Genomic DNA, 22,151 nt, shown 5'->3' with positions numbered 1-22,151 from the left:
GTCACGACGGCCCGCCGCGCCCGTGGTCTCAACGTAACGGCCGCCTCCGACGGCCGGTCACGCCACCCTTCCAGCCGGCGGCACAGTCGCCGTCGAGTATGTCCGCCCTCGACCCGAGGACGCAGCCGAGGACGCAGCCGGGTGGTCGCCCTGGCAGCCACGACACCGCATCCTTGCCTGCGTCCTCGATGGCGGACCGACGCCTCAGAGCGCGCTGAACGCCCCGACGACGACGAGGGCGTTGTTGGCCGCGTGGAGGAGGAACCCCGGGAGGAGGGAGTCGAAGCGCAGGCGCGCCCAGGCGAGGACGAGCCCGACGACGAAGACGTACGCCATGACCGGCGGGGCCACGTGGCACACCGCGAAGATCGCCGCCGACACGACGGCGGCGGCCACCCCCGGACCCCGTCCCGGGCCGAACCGCCCGCGCAGCCACGTGAGGAGGAACCCGCGGAACAGCAGCTCCTCGGCCATCGGGACGATGACGACGACACCGATGGCGGTGACGACGGCGGTGGCCGGCGGCAGTCCGACGATGTCGGAGGCCCCTGCGGTCTTGGGTGGCTCACCCCCGAAGAACACGAGCGCCACCCCCACGGCGAACGCCACGGCGCCGAGCACCATCACCGGGAACGCGAGGAGCAGCCATCCGAGCCCTGGCCGGGGACGTCGCAGCCCGACCGCGTCGGCCGCCCCCGACCGTCGGCGCAGGAGCCATGCCCCCACCGTCAACGACAGCAGCGCCGGAACCAGGGTGAACGTGACCATGACCGACGAGAGCGAGGGCCGCAGCCCGGCCGCGTGCAGGAGGAGCAGCGACCCGAGCGCGACCACGACACCGCCGACGAAACCCGCCGCCTGCAGGGCGACCTCGCGTCCGATGATGGACACCTCGCGCCCGGTGTCGGGCGTCCTCGTCTCGACCGTCATGAGACCAGCCTCCGCTCCGGGGCCTCTCGTGCCCATTCGACTTGAGGCCATCCTCGCCCCCGACGCAGGGATGGGTGCGGCGGCGCGGGTCGCATCGAGACAGGACGGCGACGTCACCGGCCCCTCGGGCGGGACGGTCGACGCGCCGGGTCCTCCGCCTCCCGTGGGACGTGTCGGGGCGGGAACATGACGACGAGGACGGCGGCGAGGAGGCCGCCGAGCGAGCCGAGCGCGAGATCGCCGAGGGTGTCGAGATAGGCACCGTCGAGTTCGGTGCCGAACCGCATGAACGTCCACCACTCCCCCAGCTCCCACACGATCGCGAGCAGTGCTCCGAGCCCGGCGATCGCGAGCGCGCGCAGGCCGCGCGAGGCCCGCCCCTCGGGGTCCGTGAGGAGGCCGAGACCGCCACACATGAGCGCCCAGTTGGCGAGGTGGCAGACGTCGTCGAACCAGCCGACGCGGTCGTACAGGTCGAGTGTGTTGCCGGTGACGTCGACGAGGAACGGGAGCATCACCAGGGTGAACGCACCCCACGGGACGTCCCTCGGTGTCGCCGGGGGTGCCGGGCGTCGCCGCCGCAGGAACCACCACGCCGGCACAGACAGCATGAGCACCGGATAGAGCACCGCCCGCGCCCCGAACGCCTTGCCCGCGAACTGCGGCAGTCCGGGCAGGACCGCCGCGGCACCGAGTTGGAGCACCGTCGCGACGAACACGACCAGGCACGACCATGGGGCGATCCGGGCGGCCACCGACCGACGGGACCACCGCTCCGCCGACTCCGGCGCCCGCGCTCGTCCGCCCCCCGTCTCCTCACCGACCGGGGTCTGAGGAGCACTCACCGACATCGCCGTGGACCGGGACACCACCGACGCCCCCGCGGAGTCCGAGTCGGGCGTTGGCGACGGGCGGCGCGTGCGCGGAGACGATTCGCGCGGTGCTGCCGCGCCCCCGCCGGGGCCTCTCCCGTCATCCGTCCGCTTCCCGCCCCCGAGGTGATCGGGCATGTCGTCCGCGCCTCACTCCGGGCGGCTCAGCGACACGGTCTCCCCGTAGGTGACGTACCGCGAGCCGCTGAGCCGCGCGACCGGGTCGAGCAGCCATTCGGCAGGGCGGTCGCCGTCGAGGACCGATTCGTCGACCGCGGCGAGGAGCACCCGGCCGAGGACGATGAACGAGTTCCCCACGGGGACGACGTCGTGGAGTTCGCACTCGAGTGCCGCCGGCGACTGCGCGACCCGGGGAGGTCGGACCCGCTCCGCGGCCTCGGTGCGGAGGCCGGCGACGTCGAACTCGTCGACCTCCGGCGCGACCGAGGCGGACGTGGCGTTCATCGGCTCGAGGAGCGCGCGCGTCGCGAGGTTGACGACGAACTCGCCCGTCGCCTCGATGTTGCGCAGCGTGTCCTTGCGGCCGACGGAGGTGAACTGCACGACGGGCGGATCGGCCGAGGCGACCGTGAAGAACGAGTGCGGGGCGAGGTTGGCCACCCCGCTCGCATCGACGGTGCTGACCCAGGCGATCGGCCGCGGCACGACGAGCGCCGTGAGGAGCCGGTACGGCTGCGGCGCAGGCCAGGACGTGAGATCGAAGAGACGTCGGGACACGGCTCGACAGTAGCCCTCCCCACCGGCCGTCGATCGGAAGGGCGATCAGCGGGGCGTGCGCCCCGGCTCACGGGTACCGCCCGTCGGCGAGGAGGGCGTGGCAGCGGCCGAGGCGGTCGAGCCACCAGGTCTCCCGGTCGGCGGGTGCCCGGTGTCGGTCGAGCAGGTCGGGGTCGACGTCGAGGCTCGCGACCCCGCGGACGGGGAGCGCGCCGTCCTGCGGGACCGACGGCGTCGGGACGACATCCCCTGCGAGGAGGGCGACGGTGCCCAGCCCGCACGCGAACGGGAGCTCGGGCAGTGCGGCCGCGAGAGCGACGCCGGCCTCGATGCCGACCGAGGTGTCGATCGCGCTCGAGACGGCGGCGGGCAGGCCGACCCGGTCGATGACCTCGATCGCCGCGCGCACCCCGCCGAGCGGGGCGACCTTGACGACCATGACGTCGGCGGCGTCGAGGTCCCGGACGCGTTCGGGGTCCTCGGCCCGCCTGATCGACTCGTCGGCGGCGACCGGGATGTCGATGCCCCTCCGCGCGAGTCCGACCCGGACCCGCGCGAGATCCTCGACGGTCGCGCAGGGCTGTTCGACGTACTCCACCCCGTACGGGGCGAGGGCGGCGAGCGCCTCGAGTGCCTCGTCCACGCTCCATCCGCCGTTCGCGTCGACGCGCACCCGCCCCGAGGGCCCGAGCACGTCCCGGACGGCCGCGACGCGGTCGACGTCGTCGGCGAGGCGCTGACCACGCTCGGCGACCTTGACCTTCGCCGTCGTCGCGCCCCCGAAGCGGGCGACGATCTCGGGCACGCGGGCGGCCTCGACCGCCGGGACGGTCGCGTTGACCGGTACCGAGTCCCGCACCGGCTCGGGGTGACCCCACCAGGCGGCCTCGATCCCCGCCGCGAGCCAGCGGGACGCCTCCGCGTCGCCGTACTCACCGAAGGCGCCGAACTCACCCCACCCGCAGGGCCCCTCGAACACGACCGCCTCTCGGGCGGTGAGGCCGCGGAACCGGGTGCGCATGGGGATGCGCACTACGTGGGCGGCGTCGAGCAGGGTGGCAAGGTCGGGCAGGTCGGGCGACGGCACTGAATCCACCCCGTCACGCTAGCCGGGCGGGGCGTCGACCGCCCCGGCCGCACGAGGTTCACCGACCACCGTGATCGGCCGCCGTGAGGTGGACACGCACCCGAGGGTCGGTCGGAGGGGATCCGTGTCGGCGGTTCTCAGCTCGTCGGGCCGAGGTAGGGGTCGACCTCGCCCGCGACGGCGCGCTCCACGAGGCGCACGTGGTCGTCCCCCATCGGGGGCAGGGCGTCGGTGGGCCACCAGGCGGCCTCGGTGGCCTCGTCGTCACCGACGCGCGGCTCGCCCGCGACCCACCGGCAGCGGAACGTGTGGTCCACGTAGTCCGACACGTCGCCGTTCGGGTACGTGATGGGGCCGACGACCCGCACCGCGATGAGGCGCTCGACGGCGATCTGCACGCACGTCTCCTCCATCGCCTCGCGTACGGCCGTGTCGGCGGGGTGCTCGCGCGGGTCGACGATGCCGCTCACCGGCGTGTAGCGGCCGTCGTCGCTGCGCTTGACGAGGAGCGCCTGCGGCGGGCCGTCGGGACGCTCGGGGTCGTCGCGGAGGACGATCGCCGTCACCCCCGTGAGCCACAGGGGGTCGTGGCCGAGGTGGCGGCGCAGCTCGGCGACGTGCGGGGGAATCGGCATGCGACCCACCCTAGGACGGCCGGGACCGTCGCCGCCGCACCCGTCCTGGCCCCTGCGCCGGGCCACGATGAGCTCCTCTCTCTCCCCGACCCCACGGACCACCATCGCGTCGAACCCGGGCGGAGCATGATCCCGTCGGCGCCGACCCGAGGCCCCTCGACGCCACCCCCGACACCCGCAAGGTCCCCACCGCGGACGCCGCGCTGCACGGGAACCGGGGCCGCGGCGGCGATGCGACGCCGGCGACAGCCACCCCCGTGAAGCCGTCCGGACGGGTGTCGATACCCCCTCGGCGGGGCTCTGACCGGCGGGCGCGTCCCCTCGTGCGGGCTCGGCTCGACGACCCTGACGACCAGGACCGATCCCCTGTGCACACGACGACACCTCCACTGCAGGTGCCGTCATCAGCGCATGGCGGGGGTGGTCGGTCTTCCGTCCTCGCGCCGGTCAGCAGCAGCGGGCACCGGTGTCGCGGTCGAGGGAGTGGTAGTGCTCGCGCCAGAACTCCTTCTCCCCCATCGGCGGCTCGTCGGGGTGGGCGGCGCGGTGGTGGGCGAGGTAGCGGTCGTAGCGGTCGGCGCCGACGATCGATCGCCACGTCGCCCACGCCAGACGCCCCGCCGCCCGCGCCCGGCCGGTGAGGGCCCGGGTGCGGGCGGCGAGGGTCGTGCCGGGCGGGACGTCGGCCATCAGTGCCCCGTGCGGTGGGCGAGGGCGATGTCGGGGTGCTCCTCGTAGAACGCCTCCCACTCCCGCTCCAGCTCCTTCTCGGGCGGGGTGGCGACGAACCCGGCCGGGGCGAACACCCGCGACGCGACGTACGGGTCCTCCGTGTCGACCCGCGACGCAGCCCGCAGCGCCTGCAGGGTGCGGATCACCGCGATGACGATGACGACGATCGCGAGGACGACGAAGAGGATCGACAGACTGCCCTGCACGAACGTGTTGCGGACGACGGCCTCCATCGCCTCGGGCGTCTTCGCCGTGCCGAGCTGCGTCTTGCCCGCGGCGAGGGCGTCCTTGAACGCCCGGTGCTGCGCCCAGTAGCCGATGGCGGGGACGGAGCTGAAGATCTTGTAGAACGAGCCGGTGATCGTCACCGCGGACACGAACGCGAGCGGTGCGGCGATGATCCACAGCGACCGGCGACGGCCCATGTGCGCGGCGATGGCGAGGCAGACGGCGAGCGCGATCGCGGCGAGGAGCTGGTTCGCGATGCCGAACAGCGGGAAGAACGTGTTGATGCCGCCGAGCGGGTCGTGCACGCCGAGGAGGAGGATCGAGCCCCACCCGGCGACCATCACCGCGGTGCACAGCCACTTGCCGAGGGTCCAATCGAGGTCGCCGAACTTGGGCCACACGTTGCCGAGGGCATCCTGGAGCATGAACCGCGCGACGCGGGTGCCGGCGTCGACGCTCGTGAGGATGAACAGCGCCTCGAACATGATCGCGAAGTGGTACCAGAAGCCCATGAGGCCGGAGCCACCGAGGAACTGGTGCATGATGTGCGCGAGTCCGATCGCCATCGTCGGTGCGCCACCCGTGCGGGAGACGACGGACGACTCCCCGACGGCCTGCGCGGTGGCGGCGAGCGCGTCGGGCGTCGTGTGGACGCCCACGAGTCCGAGGTTGTTGACGAACGCGGCCGCGCCCTCGACGGTGCCCTGTGTGACGGCGGGCGAGGAGTTCATCGCGAAGTAGAGGCCGCGGTCGATGGACACGGCGCACACGAGGGCCATGACGGCGACGAACGATTCGGCGAGCATGCCCGCGTAGCCGACCATCTTGGCCTGACGTTCCTTCTCGAGGAGCTTCGGCGTCGTGCCCGAGGCGATCGTCGCGTGGAAGCCCGAGAGCGCACCGCACGCGATCGTCACGAAGAGGAACGGGAACAGCGGCCCGGAGAACACCGGCCCGTCGGCACGGAACGCGAGCTCGGTGAACGCGGGCGTGTGGATCTCGGGGCGGACGACGACGATGCCGACCGCGAGCAGCGCGATCGTGCCGATCTTCATGAACGTCGAGAGGTAGTCGCGCGGGGTGAGGAGGATCCACACCGGCAGCACGGCCGCGACGAACCCGTAGACGATGACGGCCCACGCGAGGGTGCCGCGCGAGAGGTGGAACATCGACGCGAGCGCCGGGTTCGCGTTGATCCACCCGCCCGCGACGATCGCGAGCAGGAGGAGGACGACGCCGATGGCCGAGACCTCACCGACGTGGCCCGGGCGGAGGAACCGCATGTAGACGCCCATGACGAGCGCGATCGGGATCGTCATGCCGACGCTGAACACGCCCCACGGGCTGTCGCCGAGGGAGTTGACGACGACGAGCGCGAGGATCGCGACGATGATGAGCATGATCGTCAGCGTCGCGACGAGGGCGGCCGCACCGCCGACGGTGCCGAGCTCGTCCTTGGCCATCTGGCCGATGGACCGACCGCCGCGCCGCATGGAGAAGAAGAGGACGAGGTAGTCCTGCACGGCCCCGGCGAGGATGACGCCGACGATGATCCACAACGTGCTCGGCAGGTAGCCCATCTGCGCGGCGAGGATGGGGCCGACGAGCGGCCCGGCACCCGCGATCGCGGCGAAGTGGTGACCGAACAGGACGCGGCGGTCGGTGCGGACGAAGTCCTTGCCGTCGGCGGCGTACTCCGCCGGGGTGGCGCGCCGGTCGTCGGGCCTGGTGAGCGTGTCCTCGATGTACGTCGCGTAGAAGCGGTAGGCGATCGCGTACGTCGCGAGCGCTGCGAAGACGAACCAGATCGCGTTGACGCTCTCTCCGCGTACGAGTGCGAGCATCACCCACGCGACGCCGCCGACGAGGGCGACGACCGACCACGTGAGGATCTTCGACACGGGCCAGGCGCGGTCGTGCGCCTCACGGATCTCCGGGTCGACCGCCGGCGGCGGCCATCCCTCGGTGCGGAGGTCCTCGTTCGTGGGTACCGGACTCATCTGCCGTCTCCTCGCTGTGCATCCGCTGATGCGACGCGCCCTCCCCGCGGGAACGACGCCCCGTCGCCGGGAACGGTACGCCCGCGCGGTCGCGTCGCCGTCCGACGGGCCCGAACGTCCCGGATGCCCGCCCCGACACCGCGAGCGCCCTACGGGTGGTGTGCCGCGGGGACCGGGCGGCGGGGAGGAACGCGCACGACGGACGCGTCGGGGCGTCGCACGGGTCGTCCCGGTGCGGGGCGTCCTGGCTTTGTACCCTTCCCCCATGACCGACGCCGGCGCCCGCTCCCCGCAGCCCTTCGACCCGCAGGCCTGGGAGGAGGTCGCCGGGTTCGACTTCACCGACATCACGTACCACCGGTGCGTCCTTCCCGGCCCGGTGCCGGGACGCACCCTCGGCGCGGTGCGCATCGCGTTCGACCGACCGGAGGTGCTCAACGCGTTCCGGCCGCACACCGTCGACGAGCTGTACCGGGCCCTCGACCACGCGCGGCGCTCGGCCGACGTCGGCGTCGTGCTCCTCACCGGCAACGGTCCGCACCCAAGGGACGGCGTGTCGCCCGACACCGCGGGGTGGGCGTTCTGCACCGGAGGTGACCAGCGCATCCGTGGCCGTTCCGGCTACCAGTACGCGAGCGAGGCGGCGCAGCGCAGCGGCGACGAGTCCAGCAGCAGCGTCGACGAGGCCCGCGTCAAGGCCGAGGGCGGGCGCCTCCACATCCTCGAGGTGCAGCGCCTCATCCGCACGATGCCGAAGGTCGTCGTCGCGGTCGTCCCCGGCTGGGCCGCGGGTGGCGGGCACTCCCTCCACGTCGTCTGCGACCTCACGATCGCGAGCCGCGAACACGCCCGGTTCAAGCAGACCGACGCCGATGTGGGCTCCTTCGACGCCGGCTACGGCAGCGCCTACCTCGCGACGATGGTCGGGCAGAAGTTCGCCCGCGAGATCTTCTTCCTCGGCCGCGCCTATACGGCCGAGGACATGCACCGCATGGGTGCGGTCAACATCATCGCCGACCACGCCGAGCTCGAGACGACGGCCATCGAGGTGGCGAGGGAGATCATGGGCAAGTCGCCGCAGGCGCAGCGCATGCTCAAGTTCGCGTTCAACCTCGCCGACGACGGGCTCATGGGCCAGCAGGTGTTCGCCGGGGAGGCCACCCGCCTCGCCTACATGACCGACGAAGCCGTCGAGGGCCGCGACCAGTTCCTCGAGAAGCGCGACCCCGACTGGTCGCCCTTCCCCTGGTACTTCTGAGGCTGCGATGCCGCCCGACGCCCACTCCGCCGCGCCGCACGGCGATCGCGGCCGGGGAGCCCGGAGCCGCCGCGGCTCCACGGGCGACCGCGCTGCCGTCGCCTCCGGTACCTTCGGCGCGGACGCACCGGACGCCGCGGCCCGCGCCGCCGCGGCCGCGCGGCGCGCACGGGCCGCCGGGGGGCGGGCGCTCAAGTCGCGGCGTCGGCGACACCAGGCCCCGGGCGGCCTCGAGCATTTCGGCCGCCCCAACCCCCGCCCCGGCGCCACGAGCGCCACTCGCCTGGGGTGGATCGACGCGGCGCGGGGCCTCGCGATCGTCACCGTCGTGCTTCTGCACGTGAGCATCGGCCACTACTACGGGCTCCCCCAGGCCGAGGACTGGGTCGTCGCCCGGTGGGATCGCCTCAACCAGGTCATCTCGGTCGTCCGGATGCCGCTGCTGTTCGTCGTCTCCGGGATGCTCGCCTCGGGCAAGATCCGGCGCGGGTTCACGAACGGCAACGCGATCCTCTCGGCGGTGACGAGCTACTACCTCTACCTCGTGTGGCTCGGGGTCTACGGGCTGCTGTTCATCGCCTCGGGGCCGGTCGTGGTGCCCTTCCAGCCGGCGCGCATCGAGGACTACGTCATCCAGATCGTCGAGCCACGGACGCCGTTGTGGTTCGTGTTCGGGCTCGCGGCCTACACGCTCGTCTTCACCGCACTGCGGAGGGTGCCGCCCGGGATCGTCCTCGCGGGGTCTGCGGCCGTGAGCATCTGGGCGGGGATGACATGGACGGTCGAGTCGCCGTTGTGGACCCGCATCCTGCTGTACGTCGTGTACTTCGTCGTCGGGGTGCACGCGAAGCCCGTCATCGTGAAGTACGCGCGCTCGTGGTGGGTGCTGCTCGTGAGCGGGGTCCTCACCGTCGCGTTCTTCCAGGCCCTCGGCCTGATGACGATCATGACCCCGGCTCCGTTGTCCTTCGGCGACTCCGTCGTGTCGCTCCTTCTCCAGCTGGCCGCGAGCATCCTCGGGGTCACCGCCTCGGCCCAGCTGTGTCGGTGGGCGCCGTGGCAGACGGTGGGCTCGTGGATCGGCCGCCGCACACTCGGCATCTACGTGATGCACGTGCCCGTCATCGTCGCGTGGCACTTCGCCGTCGAGCTCGGACCGCTCTCGATCGTCAAGACCCTCACGGCCGGCTCGTTGTGGTTCGACCTGCTCTACCCCGTGCTCCTCACCGCGATCGTCGTCGTGGCCTGTGTGGGCATCGAGACGATGCTCGGAAAGATGCGCCTCGGGCACCTCTTCCGACTCCCCAGCCGCTTCCGTCGCCGCCTCTACCGCGGCTGACGGCCGGGACGGGGTTCTCGACGGGGCCGGTCGGGCGCGACCTCAGCCGCGGGCGAGCGGGCCTCGGTGGAGCTTGTGCGGAGCGGCCTGGGCGACGGGCTTGACGGTCATCCTGTCGATGTTGACGTGGGCGGGCAGGGAGACGACCCAGCGCACGCATTCGGCGACGTCCTCCTCGGTGAGGGGGTTCTCGACGCCCTCGTACACCGCCTTGGCCTTGGCCTCGTCACCGTCGAAACGCACGAGGGAGAAGCCCTCGGACTCCACGAGACCCGGCGCGAGGTCGCAGATGCGGATCGGTTCGCCGTTGAGTTCGAGGCGCAGCGCGTCGGAGGCGTACCGCTCGGCGGCCTTGACGCCGCAGTACCCGGCACCCTTCTCGTAGGCGCCGTCCCCGGCGATGGAGGTGACGGTGACGATCGTGCCGCCGCCGTTCGCCCGCAACGCCGGGAGCAGGGCCGTCGTCACCGCGACGGTGCCGAGGACGTTGACCTCGTACATCGCCCGCCACTTGTCGAGCTCGGCCTCCGCGACCGGCTCGAGACCGAAGGCTCCCCCGGCGTTGTTCACCAGGACCGCCACGTCCTCACCTGCCGCCTCCGCGAGCCGTGCGACGTCCTCGGGCTTCGTCACGTCACACGTGACGGCGACGCCGCCGAACTCCTCGGCGATGCCGGCGAGCTTGTCCGCCCGTCGTGCCGCGAGGACGACCCGATAGCCGTCCGCGGCGAGCGCCCGCGCCGTCGCCTTGCCGATCCCACTGCTCGCACCCGTCACCACTGCCGTCGTCATGGCTCCATTCTGTCCACTCCGCCCCGGCCTCTCGACGGCAACCCTGCCCTTCCGTCGTACACCGATGACGGGGGCGTCCGACGCGGCGGAGGTGCGCCCCTGTGACCAGCCTGTTCGCCACGCCGATGAGGCCGCTCAGGCGTCCGGGCCGATCGGTGTACGACGGGAGGGCACGGTGAGACGGTCTTGCGGCACCGCGGGAGTGGCCGCGAGAACGCACGTCCCGGGGGCGCTACCGTGCCGGGGTGACGATCGTGCCGCTCGCCGTCCCTCCCGACCCGACGGGCGATCCCACCGTGCTCACCCGGCTCGCCGCGGCGGCGGCCGGTGACGGTCCGCTTCTCCTCCCCCATGCCGCCGACGAGCCGCCTCCGAGCGGTCCCGGCCCCTCCCCGCTGCCCGGCGGCGGTCTCGCCCTCGGCACCTCGGGGTCGTCGGGAGTCGCCAAACGGGCGGTGCTGTCGCCCGCGGCACTCGCGGCGTCCGCCGACGCCACGCACGACCGTCTCGGAGGTCCCGGGCAGTGGCTTCTCGCCCTCCCGCCCCACCACGTCGCCGGCATGCAGGTCCTTCTGCGCTCCCTGCGCGCGGACGAGATCCCGGCGGTCGTGCCCCCCGGCTCGTTCACGCCGGCGGCCTTCACCGCAGGCGTCGCGACGATGACCGGGCCCCGCCGCTACACCTCGCTCGTCCCCACCCAACTGCGCCGCCTCCTCGACGACGCCGACGCCACCGCCGCGGCCGCGGGCCTCGACGCGATCCTCGTCGGGGGATCCGCCGTCGGCCCCGACCTCCTGGACCGTGCCCTCCGCGTCGCGCTACCGATCGTCCTCACCTACGGCATGAGCGAGACGTGCGGCGGGTGCGTCTACGACGGCCTCCCCCTCGACGGCGTCGACGTCCACCTCGACGCGGATTCCCGGATCCACCTCACCGGCCCCCTGCTCGCCACCGGCTACCTCGCGCCCCCGGCGGACGACCCGTTCGTCGTCCACGAGGGCCGCCGATGGTTCCGCACGGACGACCTCGGCCGTCTGGAGCGCGGGGACGACGGCCGGGATCGCCTCGTCATCTCGGGTCGGGTCGACGACGTCGTCATCACCGGCGGGCTCAAGGTGTGGCCCTCGGAGGTCGCCGCCGCGCTCACACCCGCGCTGCCACCCGGTGGGGAGGTCGTCGTCGTCGGGATCCCGGACCCGGAGTGGGGCCACCGCGTCGCTGCTCTCGTCGAGTTGCCGGGGGTGAGCACCACGCCGCTGCGAGGACCAGACCCCGCGCTCCGCCCCGACGTCGCACGGTCCCGCCACGCCCCCGCCACGACGGCCGCCTGGTCCACCGACGCCGGTGACGTCGACGACGGCGCCGGCACCGCGGGCAGCGGTGACGCCGACGCCGACGCCGAGGCCGACGGTGACGTTGGTCGGACCGAGAGCAACGGTGACGCTGGTCGGAGCGACGGACCTGGTGGCCCCGGTGGCCCTCGTCCCACCGACGACCCAGCAGCACGGGTCGTCGCCGCGCTCGACACCCGCGCTCGTGATGTGCTCCCCCGACATGCGAGACCGCGGATCGTCCGCGTCGTCGCGGCGATGCCGCGCGTCGGCCTCGGCAAGCCGGACCGCCGCCGGATCGCCGAGCTGCTCGCCGCGACGGAGTGGGATGATGAATCCTCTGCCGTACCGGGCCCCGTGCGGGCCCCGAAGGAAGGATGAGGGTTGCTCCGCGTCGTCGCCGCCGTCGCGCTCCTCGTGTTCACGGTCTACACGCTCGTCGACTGTGTGCAGACCGAGGACGAGCGCGTCAAGGGACTCCCCAAGCTCGTGTGGGTGTTCGTGATCCTCCTGTTCCCCCTCGTCGGGGGGATCGCGTGGTGGTTCGCCGGGCGCGCCGCCGGTCTTCCGCTGCCGCGCCGTCCGGAGCCACGGCGTGGGCCGATCGGGCCCGACGACGACCCCGACTTCCTCGGGCGGCTCTGACGTGGCCACCCTCGCCCAGTGGGTCGAGGGTGCGCGCCCACGCACCCTCCCCGCGGCCCTCGCGCCCGTGCTCCTCGGCACCGCCTGTGCGTTCGCCGTCGGCGGCGGGCACATCGGTCGCGCGATGCTCGCCCTCGTCGTGGCCCTCGCGCTGCAGGTGGGCGTCAACTACGCCAACGACTACTCCGACGGGGTTCGCGGCACCGATGAGGTCCGTTCCGGTCCGGTGCGTCTCGTCGGTCAGGGCCTCGCGCCCGCCCGACACGTCAAGCTCGCCGCGTTCGCGTGCTTCGGCGTCGCGGCCCTCGCCGGGCTCGTGCTCGTCGCGCTCTGCGGGGCGTGGTGGCTGCTGCTCGTCGGTGCGGCCGCGGTCGTCGCGGCCTGGTACTACACGGGCGGTCGCCGCCCCTACGGCTACCTCGGCCTCGGGGAGATCTTCGTCTTCGTCTTCTTCGGCCTCGTCGCGACGGTGGGCACGACATACACCCAGGCCCTGACGACGACCCCCGCCTCGTGGGCCACCGCCACCGGGGTCGGGTTGCTGTCGTGCGCGATCCTCATGGCCAACAACATCCGGGACATCCCGACCGATCGCCCCGCGGGCAAACGGACTCTCGCCGTGCGCCTCGGCGATCCCCTCGCCCGCCGCACCTACGTGGGGATGCTGGGCGGGGCGTTCCTCGCATGTGCGATCGCGGCGATGCAGCACCCCGGCGCCCTGCTCGGACTCGCGGCGATCCCCCTCGCGCTCGGCCCCGCCCGCGGGGTTCTCGGCGGCGCCGGCGGGCGTGATCTCATCCCCGTGCTCGGTGGCACCGGTCGCCTCACCCTCGCCTACGCCGTCGCCGTGAGCCTCGGCGTCGTCCTCCTCCCCTCCCTGCCCTGAGACAGGCGCGGTTCGCCGCCCCCTGCCCCTTCGCCCGCCGGTCCTCACTCCCGCGGTCGGTGGCGGTCCGACACGACGCGGGCGCGCTCGTGGAGGGCACTTCTTACCTCGTCGGGGGACAGGACCTCGACGTCCTCGCCGAGTTGCCACGCCGCCCAGACCGCATGTCGCAGATCGTCGAAGGACAGATCGACGCGAACCCAGTCGGCGGACTCCGGTTCCTCGGCCCGGACGGCCCGGGCTGTCTCGACGAGTTCCTCCAGCCGGGAGGACCTGACTCGGAGGACCACGGGGAGGTGCCCCTCCGAGAGGAACCGCGCGGTGCGCTCTGCCCAGATCCGGTCGAGATCGACCGGCGCGGGCCGATCCGCCGGCTCGGACAGCACCTCCGCGCAGGCCATCCGCGACAGTCGGTAGGTGCGGTCCTCTCCGTCCCTCGTCGCCAGCAGATACGTACGACCGCGCACCGTGACCAGTCCGATCGGATCGACGGTGCGGGAGCGTGACGTCGCGCCCGGGGCGGCGTAGTCGAATCGGAGCCTGTGGCCGGTGAGCACGGCACGGCGAACCTCGGCCATGACCCCGTCGGCCAGATCCTCGGCGACGACACGTCTGGAGAGCAGGTCGGCGGCCGGTTCCACGAGCAGCCTGCGGGCGGTCTGGTCCAGCGTCGCCTGGTGATCCTCGGGCAGCGCGTCGATGATCTTCCGCATCCCGGAGGCCAGCGGCGAGGCGAGACCGAGGACGTCCCGCCCCCGACCCGACGCCACGACGAGAAGCGCGAGCGCCTCGTCGTGAGTCAGGCCGGTGAGTTCCGTGCGGAAACCGGGGAGGAGCGAGAAGCCGCCGTAGCGGCCGCGATCGGCATAGACCGGAACACCGGCCGTGGACAGGGCCTCGATGTCACGCAGCACGGTACGGGTCGAGACGTCGAGCTCACCGGCCAGCTCGGTCGCCGTCATCCGGCCTCGCCGGCGGAGCAACAGGACGAGAGCGACCAACCGATCCGCGCGCACCTGCTCATCGTCTCGTCATCCATGACACAAGGTGTCAGGTATCCCCTCGCAGGATGACGGCGCCGGCGAAACGACGGCCGCATGGCCACCACACCCGCCGAGCACGACGAGGGGAGTTGTCATGAAGCGCGAAGCAGTGAACCCGGTGACCTGGTCGCTGGCATTCGGGTTCAATCAGGGAGAGGTCGTCACCGGGCAGTCCCGGACGCTGTACATCTCCGGGCAGACCGCGACGAGTCGCGAGGGTCGCCCCGAGCACGACGGGGACATCGCCGCGCAGGTGGAGTTGGCGATGGACAACCTCGAGGCCGTCCTCGTCGAGGCCGGCATGAGTCTGGCCGACCTCGTGCGTCTGAACGTCTACACCACGGACGTGGACGCCCTCGTGTCTCACTACGGGAGGGTGGCAGCACGTCTCGCGGCAGCGGACGTCGCCCCCACGACCACCATGCTCGGCGTCTGCCGACTCGCGATCCCCGGCCAACTGGTGGAGATCGAGGGCACGGCGGTCGGCTGAGGCGCCCTCGGTGTCGAGCCCACGCCTCGCGCCGCGATCACCCGTCACGGCCGGGGCATCGACGCCGAAAGCCCCACACACCCGAGATGGCAGATGCCATCTCGGGTGTGTGGGGAGAGGTGGGTCAGCGGAAGGCCTGGTCCTCGACGTCCTCGTCGGTGACGGGAGGGACGACGCCATTCCGGCGACGACGCCCACGGGTCGCCTCGGGGGCGGCCGACATGTCGGTACCGGTCTCGGTGCCGTCGACCACTGGACCCTCGTCACCGTCGTGAGCGGCCTCGCCGGCCTCACGACGGCGGGCGGAGCGTTCGACGATCTCCTCGCTCATGTGGTCGCGCATGCCGTCGAGGGCGAACACCGAGATGAGCATCGCGACGGTCGTGGCGGCGAGCAACAGCAGAAGCGGGTTCTGCAGGCCCATGAGGCGGAACAGCACGAGGCAGGCCACGAAGATGAGGATGCGCAAGAGGGAGTAGCGGAACGTGTACGACATCAGAGCCCCGAGTAGGAGTGCAGGCCGGAGAAGAAGAAGTTGACGACGGTGACGTTGAGGATGATCCCCACGTACCCGGCGATGGCGATGATGTTGGCGGTGCGCCGCTTCCAGCCGCTCGTCGCGCGGGCGTGGAGGTAGGCGGCGTAGAGCACCCAGATGACGAAGCTCCACACCTCCTTGGGGTCCCAGCTCCAGTACGTCCCCCACGCCTTCTGGCCCCAGATCGCGCCCGCGATGATCGTGAACGTCCACAGCGGGAACGCCGCGACGTGCAGGGAGTAGGCAAGGCGGTCGAGGCGCTCGGAGGACGGGACGGCGTCGAGCAGCCTCCCGAGCCGAGAGTCGCGCACCTCGACGCCGGCGGCCCGCCGCTGCTCCCGGCGCTCGACGGCGAGCTGCATCATGAGCACGCAGAACGCGACCGTGAAGATGCCGATCGAGATGATCGCGATCGGCACGTGGATCGCGATCCAGTAGCTCTGCAGGGCGGGCGCGAGCTCGGCGGCGGGGACGTACCAGGCGACGAGCGCGAGACCGATGATCGACAGCACGGGGACGACGACGAACAACCCGAGCCACCGCAGCGGCCGACGCTGCGCGAGGACGAGATAGGTGAGCAGCGTCGCCGTCGCGCCGGCGACGGCGAACTCGAAGAGGTTCGCGACCGGCACTCGTGACACCGCGAGCCCCCGCAACGTCATCGAGACGATGAGGAGCAGGGCACCGAGCCAGCTCAGCGACATCCCGAAGCTCCCGGACGCCGCCTGCCGCGGATCGGGGGCCACCGCGACGCCGTCACCGCCGGTCGGTGTGGACGACGTCGTGCCGCGACGGCCGGCCTTCGCCGTGGGGCTCGACTCCCCGCCCTGCACCGCGCCGGCGGAGACGAGCACTCGGGAGTCCTCACGACCCTCCCCCGAGGAGGTGAGCGCCGCATCGGCGGTGCGGCGGGCGTCGCGGCCGGAGGCGAGACGCGCCGTGTACAGCGTGAAGGCCATGAGCGCGCAGGCGAGGGCCGCCATCGCGCCGTAGAGGGCATACGTGGCGAGCTGCGCCATCTGCATGGTGGTCATGTGCGATCCGTCCCGTCGGTCGTCTCGATGATAGTGGCGCCGCCGAGCCGGTCGGCGAGGTCGTTCGCGAACTCGGTGAGCATCCCGCCCAGTCCGGCGTCGTCGCGTCGCGCGAGACCCGCGAGGAGGACGCGTGTCCGTTCCCCGTCATCCGCCACTGCCGCGCTGGTCGACCCGCCCGCGGGGGTCTCCGCGGTCGCCGGTCCCGCAGCGGCCACGCCCCCCGACGAGCTCCCGGTCCGCCGCGCCCGCAGGAAGACGCGCCGCCGCGGGATGACGAGGGAGGCGAGCAGCCCGAGCAGCATGACGATCGAGGAGCCGAGCGCGACGCCCTTGACGGGGTCGTACCGCGTGGAGATCCCGGCCCACCGGTCGATGCCGGAGAGTTCGACGCTGCCGCGTCCGTCGGGCAGGGTGACGGTCTGGCCGGGCCGCAACTGCAGGGTGAGCGGCGCGTCGTCGGGGGCGGGAACGGGCGTCATGCCCCGCGTGTCGAGGCGGTAGACGGACTGCGCCTCGGGTTGCGGGAAGAGCGTCCCCTCGTAGACGGACAGGACGAGCATCGGATCGTTGAGGCCGGGGAACCCGGAGGCGAGGTCGGTGAGATCGCCCGACGTCCCCTCCGCGCCGCCGCCCCCTGCACTCTTGTCGACCACGGTCGGAAGGAACACTCCGGAGAACCCGAGCTGCTTGGGCGAGGCCGCAGGCACCTTGATCGCGCCGGTGGAACGGTAGTTGCCGTCGTCGGGCAGGAACGGCGTCGCCTGGCGATAGAGCACCTGGCCGGCGGCGTCACGGACGGTGACGACGGGGGCGTACCCGTTGCCGAGGAGGTAGACCTCCGCGCCCGAGAAGTGCAGCGGCGAGTTGACCCCGAGGGTCTCGTGCCGGGGTGCGCTCGTGGGGGTGTCCCGCACGGTGGCCTCGACGCGGAACTCCCGCGGGGCGCCGAGCTGCCCCGTGCCGACCTGGTCCTCGAACCGCGCGATCATCGAGTCGAGGGTGACGACGAACGGCTGCATGCGTGTCGGGTCGACGAGTGGACCGCCGGAGAACGTGTGGTAGGCCGCCCGGTTGTTGGCGAAACTCTCGCCGATCGGCACGATGCGGTCCCCCTTCCACCCGACGAGGTAGCCCGCCGCGAGGGAGAGGATCACCGCGACGACGCCGTAGTGGAACAGCAGGTTGCCCGCCTCACGCAGGTAGCCGGTCTCGCCGGCGACCTCCGTGACGTCGCGGGACGCCCCGGCCCCCCCGCGACCGGCATCGACACCGTCCCGGCCGACGCCGTCCTCGTCGCGCCTGCGCAGCCGGTAACGGCGACGCCGCAACAACGCCCGCGCGGCCTCCTCGACCTCGTCCGGACTCGCCGCGGTCTCGAGGACCAGGCTCGTGCCGAGGCGTTCGGGCCGGCGGGGGACGGCCGGCGGCGGCGCGGTGAGCGTGCGTCGGTAGGTCGCGGTCCGCGGCAGGATGCAGCCGACCAGCGAGATGACGAGCAGCAGGTAGATCGCCGAGAACCAGGCCGAGGTGTAGACGTCGAAGAACCCGAGGGTGTCGAGGATCGGACCGGCCGCGGGATGGTCCTCGAGGAAGGTCTGCACGGCCGAGACGTCGATGCTCCGTTGGGGGAACACCGAGCCGGGGATCGCGGCGAGGGCGACGAGCAGCAGCAGGAGCAGAGCCGTGCGCATGCTCGTGAGCTGCCGCCACAGGAATCGGGCCCAGCCGCGCACCCCCAGGCGCGGGCCCCGCAGTGTGCTCGCACCGTCGGTACCGTCCTCGGGCAGGGAGTCCAACGTCGCGACCGGGGTCCGCGACTCGTGCGCCTCGCGCGCGTCTCGTGGCACCCCCCGCGCCTCACGCGCCCCGCTCGCACCCGGGGCGTCGGGCCCGCCGGGCGCGGACGTGACGGACGCCGGAGTCGCGGGCGAGGAGGTGGCGTCGGGCGTGGTGGCGGACGTCTCCGACGGCTGGGGCGACTCCGGGCTCGGGGCGGGCTTCACCGCGTCCTCCTTGTCGTCGGGGTGGGTGGGTGGGTGGGACGGCCGGGACGGGATGCGCGGGCGTCGTGGGCCGGCGTCCTCGGTCACAGCGGGAGTTGCAGGGTGTCGACGAGGCGGGCCTGGAAGCGCGCGACGAGCTCGGTCCACCCGCCGGTGACGAGGAGGACCCCGACGAGGAGGAGCAGCGCCCCGCCGAAGAGGTGGATGCCGCGCTGGTGACGTCGCAGCCAGGCCGATGTCGTCAGCGCGCGTGACCAGCCGGCGGCGATGAGCAGGAACGGGATGCCGAGCCCGAGGCAGTACGCGAGGCCGAGGACGGCGCCGCGGGCCATGAGGTGTTCGTCGCCGCGCAGATTGGTCGCGAGGGCGTAGATCATCGCGAGCGTCGGGCCCATGCACGGCGCCCAGCCGAGGCCGAACACGACTCCGAGCAGCGGCGCACCCGCGAGTCCGGCGGCCGGTCGCCACCGCGGCGACCACGTGCGGCGACCGAGGGAGCCCGCCCACCCGAGGAACACGAACGCGAGGAGGATGACGACGACGCCACCCACGCGCACGAGGGTGTCCTGGTGGACGTCGAGGAACGACCCGGCGACGGCGGCGAACACCGACCCGGTGAGGAACACCGCGGTGAACCCGAGGACGAACAGCAGCGCCCCGAGGACGACCCGGCTGCGGGGCTGGTCCTGCAGGGGGCGTTCGGCCGTGCCGGTGACGAACCCGAGGAACCCCGGCACGAGCGGCAGGACGCACGGGGAGGCGAACGAGACGAGTCCGGCCACCACGGCGACGACGGCGGCGAGGAGGAGGTTCCCGTCGGCGAGGACGTCGGTGACGCCGCGGGCATCCGCGAGCAGCACCTCAGCCCTCGGCGAGGACGTCGTCGACGAGCCCGGTGACGGTGGCGGCGGTGGTCTCGCCGGTGACCCGGGCGGCGATGCGCCCCTGCTTGTCGAGCAGGAGGGTGGCGGGCGGTGTGGAGGCCTTGTCCTGCAGGGCGATGAGCGCGGCGCCGCCGTCGTCACGCAACGACGGATAGGTCGTGCCGACGCGTTTCATGAACGCCGCCGCCGTCTCCGGGGACTCGTTGATGTCGACCCCCATGAACTCCACGGGCTCGTCCGACTTCTCCAGCGTCTCGTGCGCCTTCTGCAGCTCGGGCATCTCGGCGACGCACGGAGGACACCATGATCCCCACACGTTGAGCACGACGATCTTGCCGCGGTGGTCGGCGCTCGACCAGGCCGTGCCGTCGAGGGTCGTGCCGGTGAGGTCGACGGGTTCGCCCCGCTCGTCGGCGGCGAGCTTCTCGATGCGGCCGTCACCACTGACGTAGGCGCGGTCGGCGACCTCCTGTGCCTGGCCGGCGACGGTGTTGTCGCCCTGCCCCGTGCAGCCGCCCAGCACGACGAGACCGGCGACGGCCACGCCCGCGAGCAGCGCGCGAGGCCGTCGGTGGGGGGAACCGGGCAGACGTGTCGACACCGCGGTACGGCTCGCGGACCGGACCGGTCCCCGCACGATGCTCGACGGGCGCGCGTGCCTATCGGTGCTGAACGGCCTCACGGTGCTGAACGGCCTCACGGATCGGACCGGCATCACAGATCGCCGCACGGCTCGGAGTAGGTGACGGAGGTGAGCGCGTCGTCGTGGTAGGTGAGCGTGGTGACGGAGGCGAGCGCGCACTCCCGCTTGCGGGGGTCGTGCCACAGCGACCGTCCCTCGACGTGACTACGGGCCGTCCACACGCACAGCTCGTGGGAGACGAGCATGATCTCGCGTCCCTCGGCGAACACGCGGGCGGCCTCGATGGCGTCCATCATGCGTGCGGCGATGGCGGAGTACGACTCACCCCACGAGGGCAGGAACGGGTTGACGATCAGCCCCCAGTACTTGGGGTGGAGGAGTTGACGCGGGTTGGACCCGATCGTGCTCCCCTCGAAGTGGTTGCCCGCCTCCAGCAACCGGGCGTCGCTGCGCACCGACACCCCGTGGGCGCGGGCCGTGGGTTCGGCGGTCTCCTGGGCGCGCTCCATGGGGGAGGCGGTGACGGCGGCGAGATCGTGCCCCTCGAAGTACTCCGCGAGACAGTCGGCCATGGCGCGGCCGCGCTGGGAGAGGTGGTAGCCGGGCATCCGGCCGTACAGCACCCGGTCGGGGTTCTCGACCTCGCCGTGGCGGACGAGATGGACGAGCGTGCGGGTCATCGTCCCATCCTGGCACGAGACTCTGAGGCCGCCCTGGCAGCGGCCGGCAATGCCGCGAGCACCACACAGACGGCGTCGTCGTCGTGCGAGGCACCGACGAACCAGGACTCGAAGGCGCTCGGGGGGAGATGCACGCCGGCGTCGAGCATCGAGTGGAAGAACGCGGAGTACGCGGGGAGGTCCTGGGCACGGGCGTCGTCGTAGTCACGGACCACGCCGGTCTGCGCGGGGCGGGTGCCCTCGGCCACGAAGAAGATGCTGAACATGCTGCCCGCCCACTGGAGCACGTGCGGGACGCCCTGTTCGTCGAGGGCGGAGGTCGCGGCGTCGGCGATCGTGTGCGCGACGGAGTCCAGCCGCGTGTACACCTCGGCGGTGCAGCCCTGCAGGGTCGCGAGACCCGCGGCGGTGGCGACGGGGTTCCCCGAGAGGGTGCCGGCCTGATAGACGGGGCCGAGGGGCGCGAGGCGGCTCATCACGTCGGCGCGTCCGCCGAAGGCCGCGGCGGGGAACCCCCCGCCCATCACCTTGCCGAAGGTGAACAGGTCGGGTGCGCCGCCCTCGTACGGCCCTTCGAGGCCGTACCACCCCGCGCGGCTGCACCGGAATCCGGTCATCACCTCGTCGGAGATGAGCAGGGCGCCGTGCGCCGCGGTGACCCGACGCATCGCCTCGGTGAACCCGGGGGCGGGCGGCACGACGCCCATGTTGCCGGGGCTGGCCTCGGTGATGAGGCAGGCGATCTCGGCCCCGTGCTTCTCGAAGGCCGCCTCGAGGGCGTCGACGTCGTTGTAGGGCAGCACGATCGTCTCCCCCGCCGCGGAGGCGGGGACGCCCGCGGAGTCGGGCAGGGCGAACGTCGCGACGCCGCTGCCCGCGTGGGCGAGGAGTGCGTCGACGTGGCCGTGGTAGCACCCGGCGAACTTCACGACCTTGCTGCGGCCGGTGAACCCGCGCGCGAGACGCACGGCGCTCATCGTCGCCTCGGTGCCGCTGCTCACGAGGCGCACCTGCTCGACGGGGTCGACGCGGGCGACGATCTCGGCCGCGAGCGCGACCTCGTTCTCGCTCGGGGTGCCGAAGCTCGTGCCCCGCGCCGCGGCCTCGCGGACCGCCGCGAGCACGTCGGTGTGGGCGTGCCCGAGGATCATCGGACCCCAGGAGGCGATGAGGTCGACGTAACGGTTGCCGTCGACGTCGGTGAGCCACGGCCCCGAGGCCTCGTGGATGAACCGGGGCGTGCCGCCGACGGCGTGGAAGGCGCGGACGGGGCTGTTGACGCCGCCGGGGGTCACCCGGGAGGCGCGCTCCATGAGCTCGGCCGAGCGGTCGGTGGTCGGGTGCGAACTGCTCATGCGGT

The 22,151-nt window shown here is 72.6% G+C and carries 22 protein-coding genes; 6 read left to right on the top strand and 16 right to left on the bottom strand.

Annotation, left to right across the window (positions count from 1 at the left end; genetic code table 11):
- Window positions 1-204: 204 nt before the first annotated feature.
- From RT054_RS02625 to RT054_RS02595, 7 genes are all read right to left on the bottom strand, one after another.
- Entirely contained in the window at window positions 205-930 is a 726-nt protein-coding gene (locus tag RT054_RS02625; protein ID WP_313022059.1) for a CPBP family intramembrane glutamic endopeptidase, read from the bottom strand.
- 113 nt (window positions 931-1,043) lie between these two features.
- The gene (locus RT054_RS02620) at window positions 1,044-1,685 is read right to left on the bottom strand and encodes a hypothetical protein (protein ID WP_312720772.1); all 642 of its coding nucleotides are present in this window, start codon (window positions 1,683-1,685) and stop codon (window positions 1,044-1,046) included.
- Between the two features lie 267 nt (window positions 1,686-1,952).
- Window positions 1,953-2,540, bottom strand: a complete 588-nt coding sequence (locus tag RT054_RS02615; RefSeq protein ID WP_312720770.1) for a flavin reductase family protein — start codon at window positions 2,538-2,540, stop codon at window positions 1,953-1,955.
- A 67-nt stretch (window positions 2,541-2,607) separates the two neighbouring features.
- Window positions 2,608-3,636: an o-succinylbenzoate synthase gene (locus RT054_RS02610; RefSeq protein WP_313022058.1), complete on the bottom strand. Its 1,029-nt coding sequence runs from the start codon at window positions 3,634-3,636 to the stop codon at window positions 2,608-2,610.
- A gap of 128 nt (window positions 3,637-3,764) precedes the next feature.
- Complete coding sequence (locus tag RT054_RS02605) at window positions 3,765-4,262, bottom strand: NUDIX domain-containing protein (protein ID WP_313022057.1); 498 nt, start codon at window positions 4,260-4,262, stop codon at window positions 3,765-3,767.
- Window positions 4,263-4,709: 447 nt separating this feature from the next.
- Entirely contained in the window at window positions 4,710-4,952 is a 243-nt protein-coding gene (locus RT054_RS02600) for a YbdD/YjiX family protein (RefSeq protein WP_313022056.1), read from the bottom strand.
- A complete protein-coding gene (locus RT054_RS02595; RefSeq protein ID WP_312720763.1) occupies window positions 4,952-7,222 on the bottom strand; it encodes a carbon starvation CstA family protein in 2,271 nt (756 codons plus the stop codon). The genes RT054_RS02600 and RT054_RS02595 overlap by 1 nt, the downstream gene beginning before the upstream one ends.
- 265 nt (window positions 7,223-7,487) lie before the next feature.
- Here RT054_RS02595 and RT054_RS02590 point away from each other — a divergent pair, with 265 nt between their 5' ends.
- The gene (locus tag RT054_RS02590; protein ID WP_313022055.1) at window positions 7,488-8,480 is read left to right on the top strand and encodes a 1,4-dihydroxy-2-naphthoyl-CoA synthase; all 993 of its coding nucleotides are present in this window, start codon (window positions 7,488-7,490) and stop codon (window positions 8,478-8,480) included.
- Between the two features lie 7 nt (window positions 8,481-8,487).
- On the top strand, window positions 8,488-9,819 hold the full coding sequence (locus tag RT054_RS02585) for an acyltransferase family protein (RefSeq protein WP_313022054.1): 1,332 nt from the start codon (window positions 8,488-8,490) through the stop codon (window positions 9,817-9,819).
- A gap of 42 nt (window positions 9,820-9,861) precedes the next feature.
- Here the strand turns inward: RT054_RS02585 and RT054_RS02580 are convergent, their stop codons facing one another.
- Window positions 9,862-10,611: an SDR family NAD(P)-dependent oxidoreductase gene (locus tag RT054_RS02580; RefSeq protein ID WP_313022052.1), complete on the bottom strand. Its 750-nt coding sequence runs from the start codon at window positions 10,609-10,611 to the stop codon at window positions 9,862-9,864.
- A gap of 245 nt (window positions 10,612-10,856) precedes the next feature.
- Here RT054_RS02580 and RT054_RS02575 point away from each other — a divergent pair, with 245 nt between their 5' ends.
- The 3 genes from RT054_RS02575 to RT054_RS02565 are packed head-to-tail and all read left to right on the top strand — an operon-like array spanning window position 10,857 to window position 13,473.
- Window positions 10,857-12,323, top strand: coding sequence for an AMP-binding protein (locus tag RT054_RS02575; RefSeq protein WP_313022050.1), 1,467 nt, complete (start codon window positions 10,857-10,859; stop codon window positions 12,321-12,323).
- A gap of 3 nt (window positions 12,324-12,326) precedes the next feature.
- A complete protein-coding gene (locus RT054_RS02570) occupies window positions 12,327-12,587 on the top strand; it encodes a PLD nuclease N-terminal domain-containing protein (RefSeq protein WP_312720756.1) in 261 nt (86 codons plus the stop codon).
- Window position 12,588: 1 nt separating this feature from the next.
- Window positions 12,589-13,473, top strand: a complete 885-nt coding sequence (locus RT054_RS02565) for a 1,4-dihydroxy-2-naphthoate polyprenyltransferase (protein WP_313022047.1) — start codon at window positions 12,589-12,591, stop codon at window positions 13,471-13,473.
- 44 nt (window positions 13,474-13,517) lie between these two features.
- On the opposite strand, the gene RT054_RS02560 is transcribed toward RT054_RS02565, so the two are convergent.
- Window positions 13,518-14,489, bottom strand: coding sequence for a WYL domain-containing protein (locus tag RT054_RS02560; RefSeq protein ID WP_313022045.1), 972 nt, complete (start codon window positions 14,487-14,489; stop codon window positions 13,518-13,520).
- Window positions 14,490-14,610: 121 nt separating this feature from the next.
- On the opposite strand from RT054_RS02560, the gene RT054_RS02555 reads away from it, so the two are divergent.
- Complete coding sequence (locus tag RT054_RS02555) at window positions 14,611-15,006, top strand: RidA family protein (RefSeq protein WP_313022042.1); 396 nt, start codon at window positions 14,611-14,613, stop codon at window positions 15,004-15,006.
- 124 nt (window positions 15,007-15,130) lie between these two features.
- Here the strand turns inward: RT054_RS02555 and RT054_RS02550 are convergent, their stop codons facing one another.
- The 7 genes from RT054_RS02550 to hemL all read right to left on the bottom strand — a co-directional run bounded on the left by RT054_RS02550 (window position 15,131) and on the right by hemL (window position 22,146).
- Complete coding sequence (locus RT054_RS02550; protein WP_313022040.1) at window positions 15,131-15,502, bottom strand: DUF4229 domain-containing protein; 372 nt, start codon at window positions 15,500-15,502, stop codon at window positions 15,131-15,133.
- Window positions 15,502-16,578 (bottom strand): c-type cytochrome biogenesis protein CcsB, encoded by a 1,077-nt coding sequence (gene ccsB / locus RT054_RS02545; RefSeq protein WP_313022032.1) that lies wholly within the window; start codon window positions 16,576-16,578, stop codon window positions 15,502-15,504. The genes RT054_RS02550 and ccsB overlap by 1 nt, the downstream gene beginning before the upstream one ends.
- On the bottom strand, window positions 16,575-18,428 hold the full coding sequence (locus RT054_RS02540) for a cytochrome c biogenesis protein ResB (RefSeq protein WP_313022030.1): 1,854 nt from the start codon (window positions 18,426-18,428) through the stop codon (window positions 16,575-16,577). Before RT054_RS02540 ends, ccsB begins: the two co-directional genes overlap by 4 nt.
- A gap of 239 nt (window positions 18,429-18,667) precedes the next feature.
- Window positions 18,668-19,444: a cytochrome c biogenesis protein CcdA gene (locus tag RT054_RS02535; RefSeq protein WP_312722445.1), complete on the bottom strand. Its 777-nt coding sequence runs from the start codon at window positions 19,442-19,444 to the stop codon at window positions 18,668-18,670.
- A 1-nt stretch (window position 19,445) separates the two neighbouring features.
- Window positions 19,446-20,069 (bottom strand): TlpA disulfide reductase family protein, encoded by a 624-nt coding sequence (locus RT054_RS02530; RefSeq protein ID WP_312722447.1) that lies wholly within the window; start codon window positions 20,067-20,069, stop codon window positions 19,446-19,448.
- Between the two features lie 113 nt (window positions 20,070-20,182).
- On the bottom strand, window positions 20,183-20,791 hold the full coding sequence (locus tag RT054_RS02525; protein ID WP_312722449.1) for a histidine phosphatase family protein: 609 nt from the start codon (window positions 20,789-20,791) through the stop codon (window positions 20,183-20,185).
- The gene (hemL, locus tag RT054_RS02520; RefSeq protein ID WP_313022026.1) at window positions 20,788-22,146 is read right to left on the bottom strand and encodes a glutamate-1-semialdehyde 2,1-aminomutase; all 1,359 of its coding nucleotides are present in this window, start codon (window positions 22,144-22,146) and stop codon (window positions 20,788-20,790) included. Before hemL ends, RT054_RS02525 begins: the two co-directional genes overlap by 4 nt.
- Between the last annotated feature and the right edge of the window lie 5 nt (window positions 22,147-22,151).

The sequence above is a fragment of the Mobilicoccus sp. genome, from assembly GCF_032060985.1.
GTDB lineage: Bacteria > Actinomycetota > Actinomycetes > Actinomycetales > Dermatophilaceae > Mobilicoccus.
The sequence above is the reverse complement of the archived record's forward strand: the minus strand, read 5'-3'. Positions and strand labels throughout refer to the sequence as shown.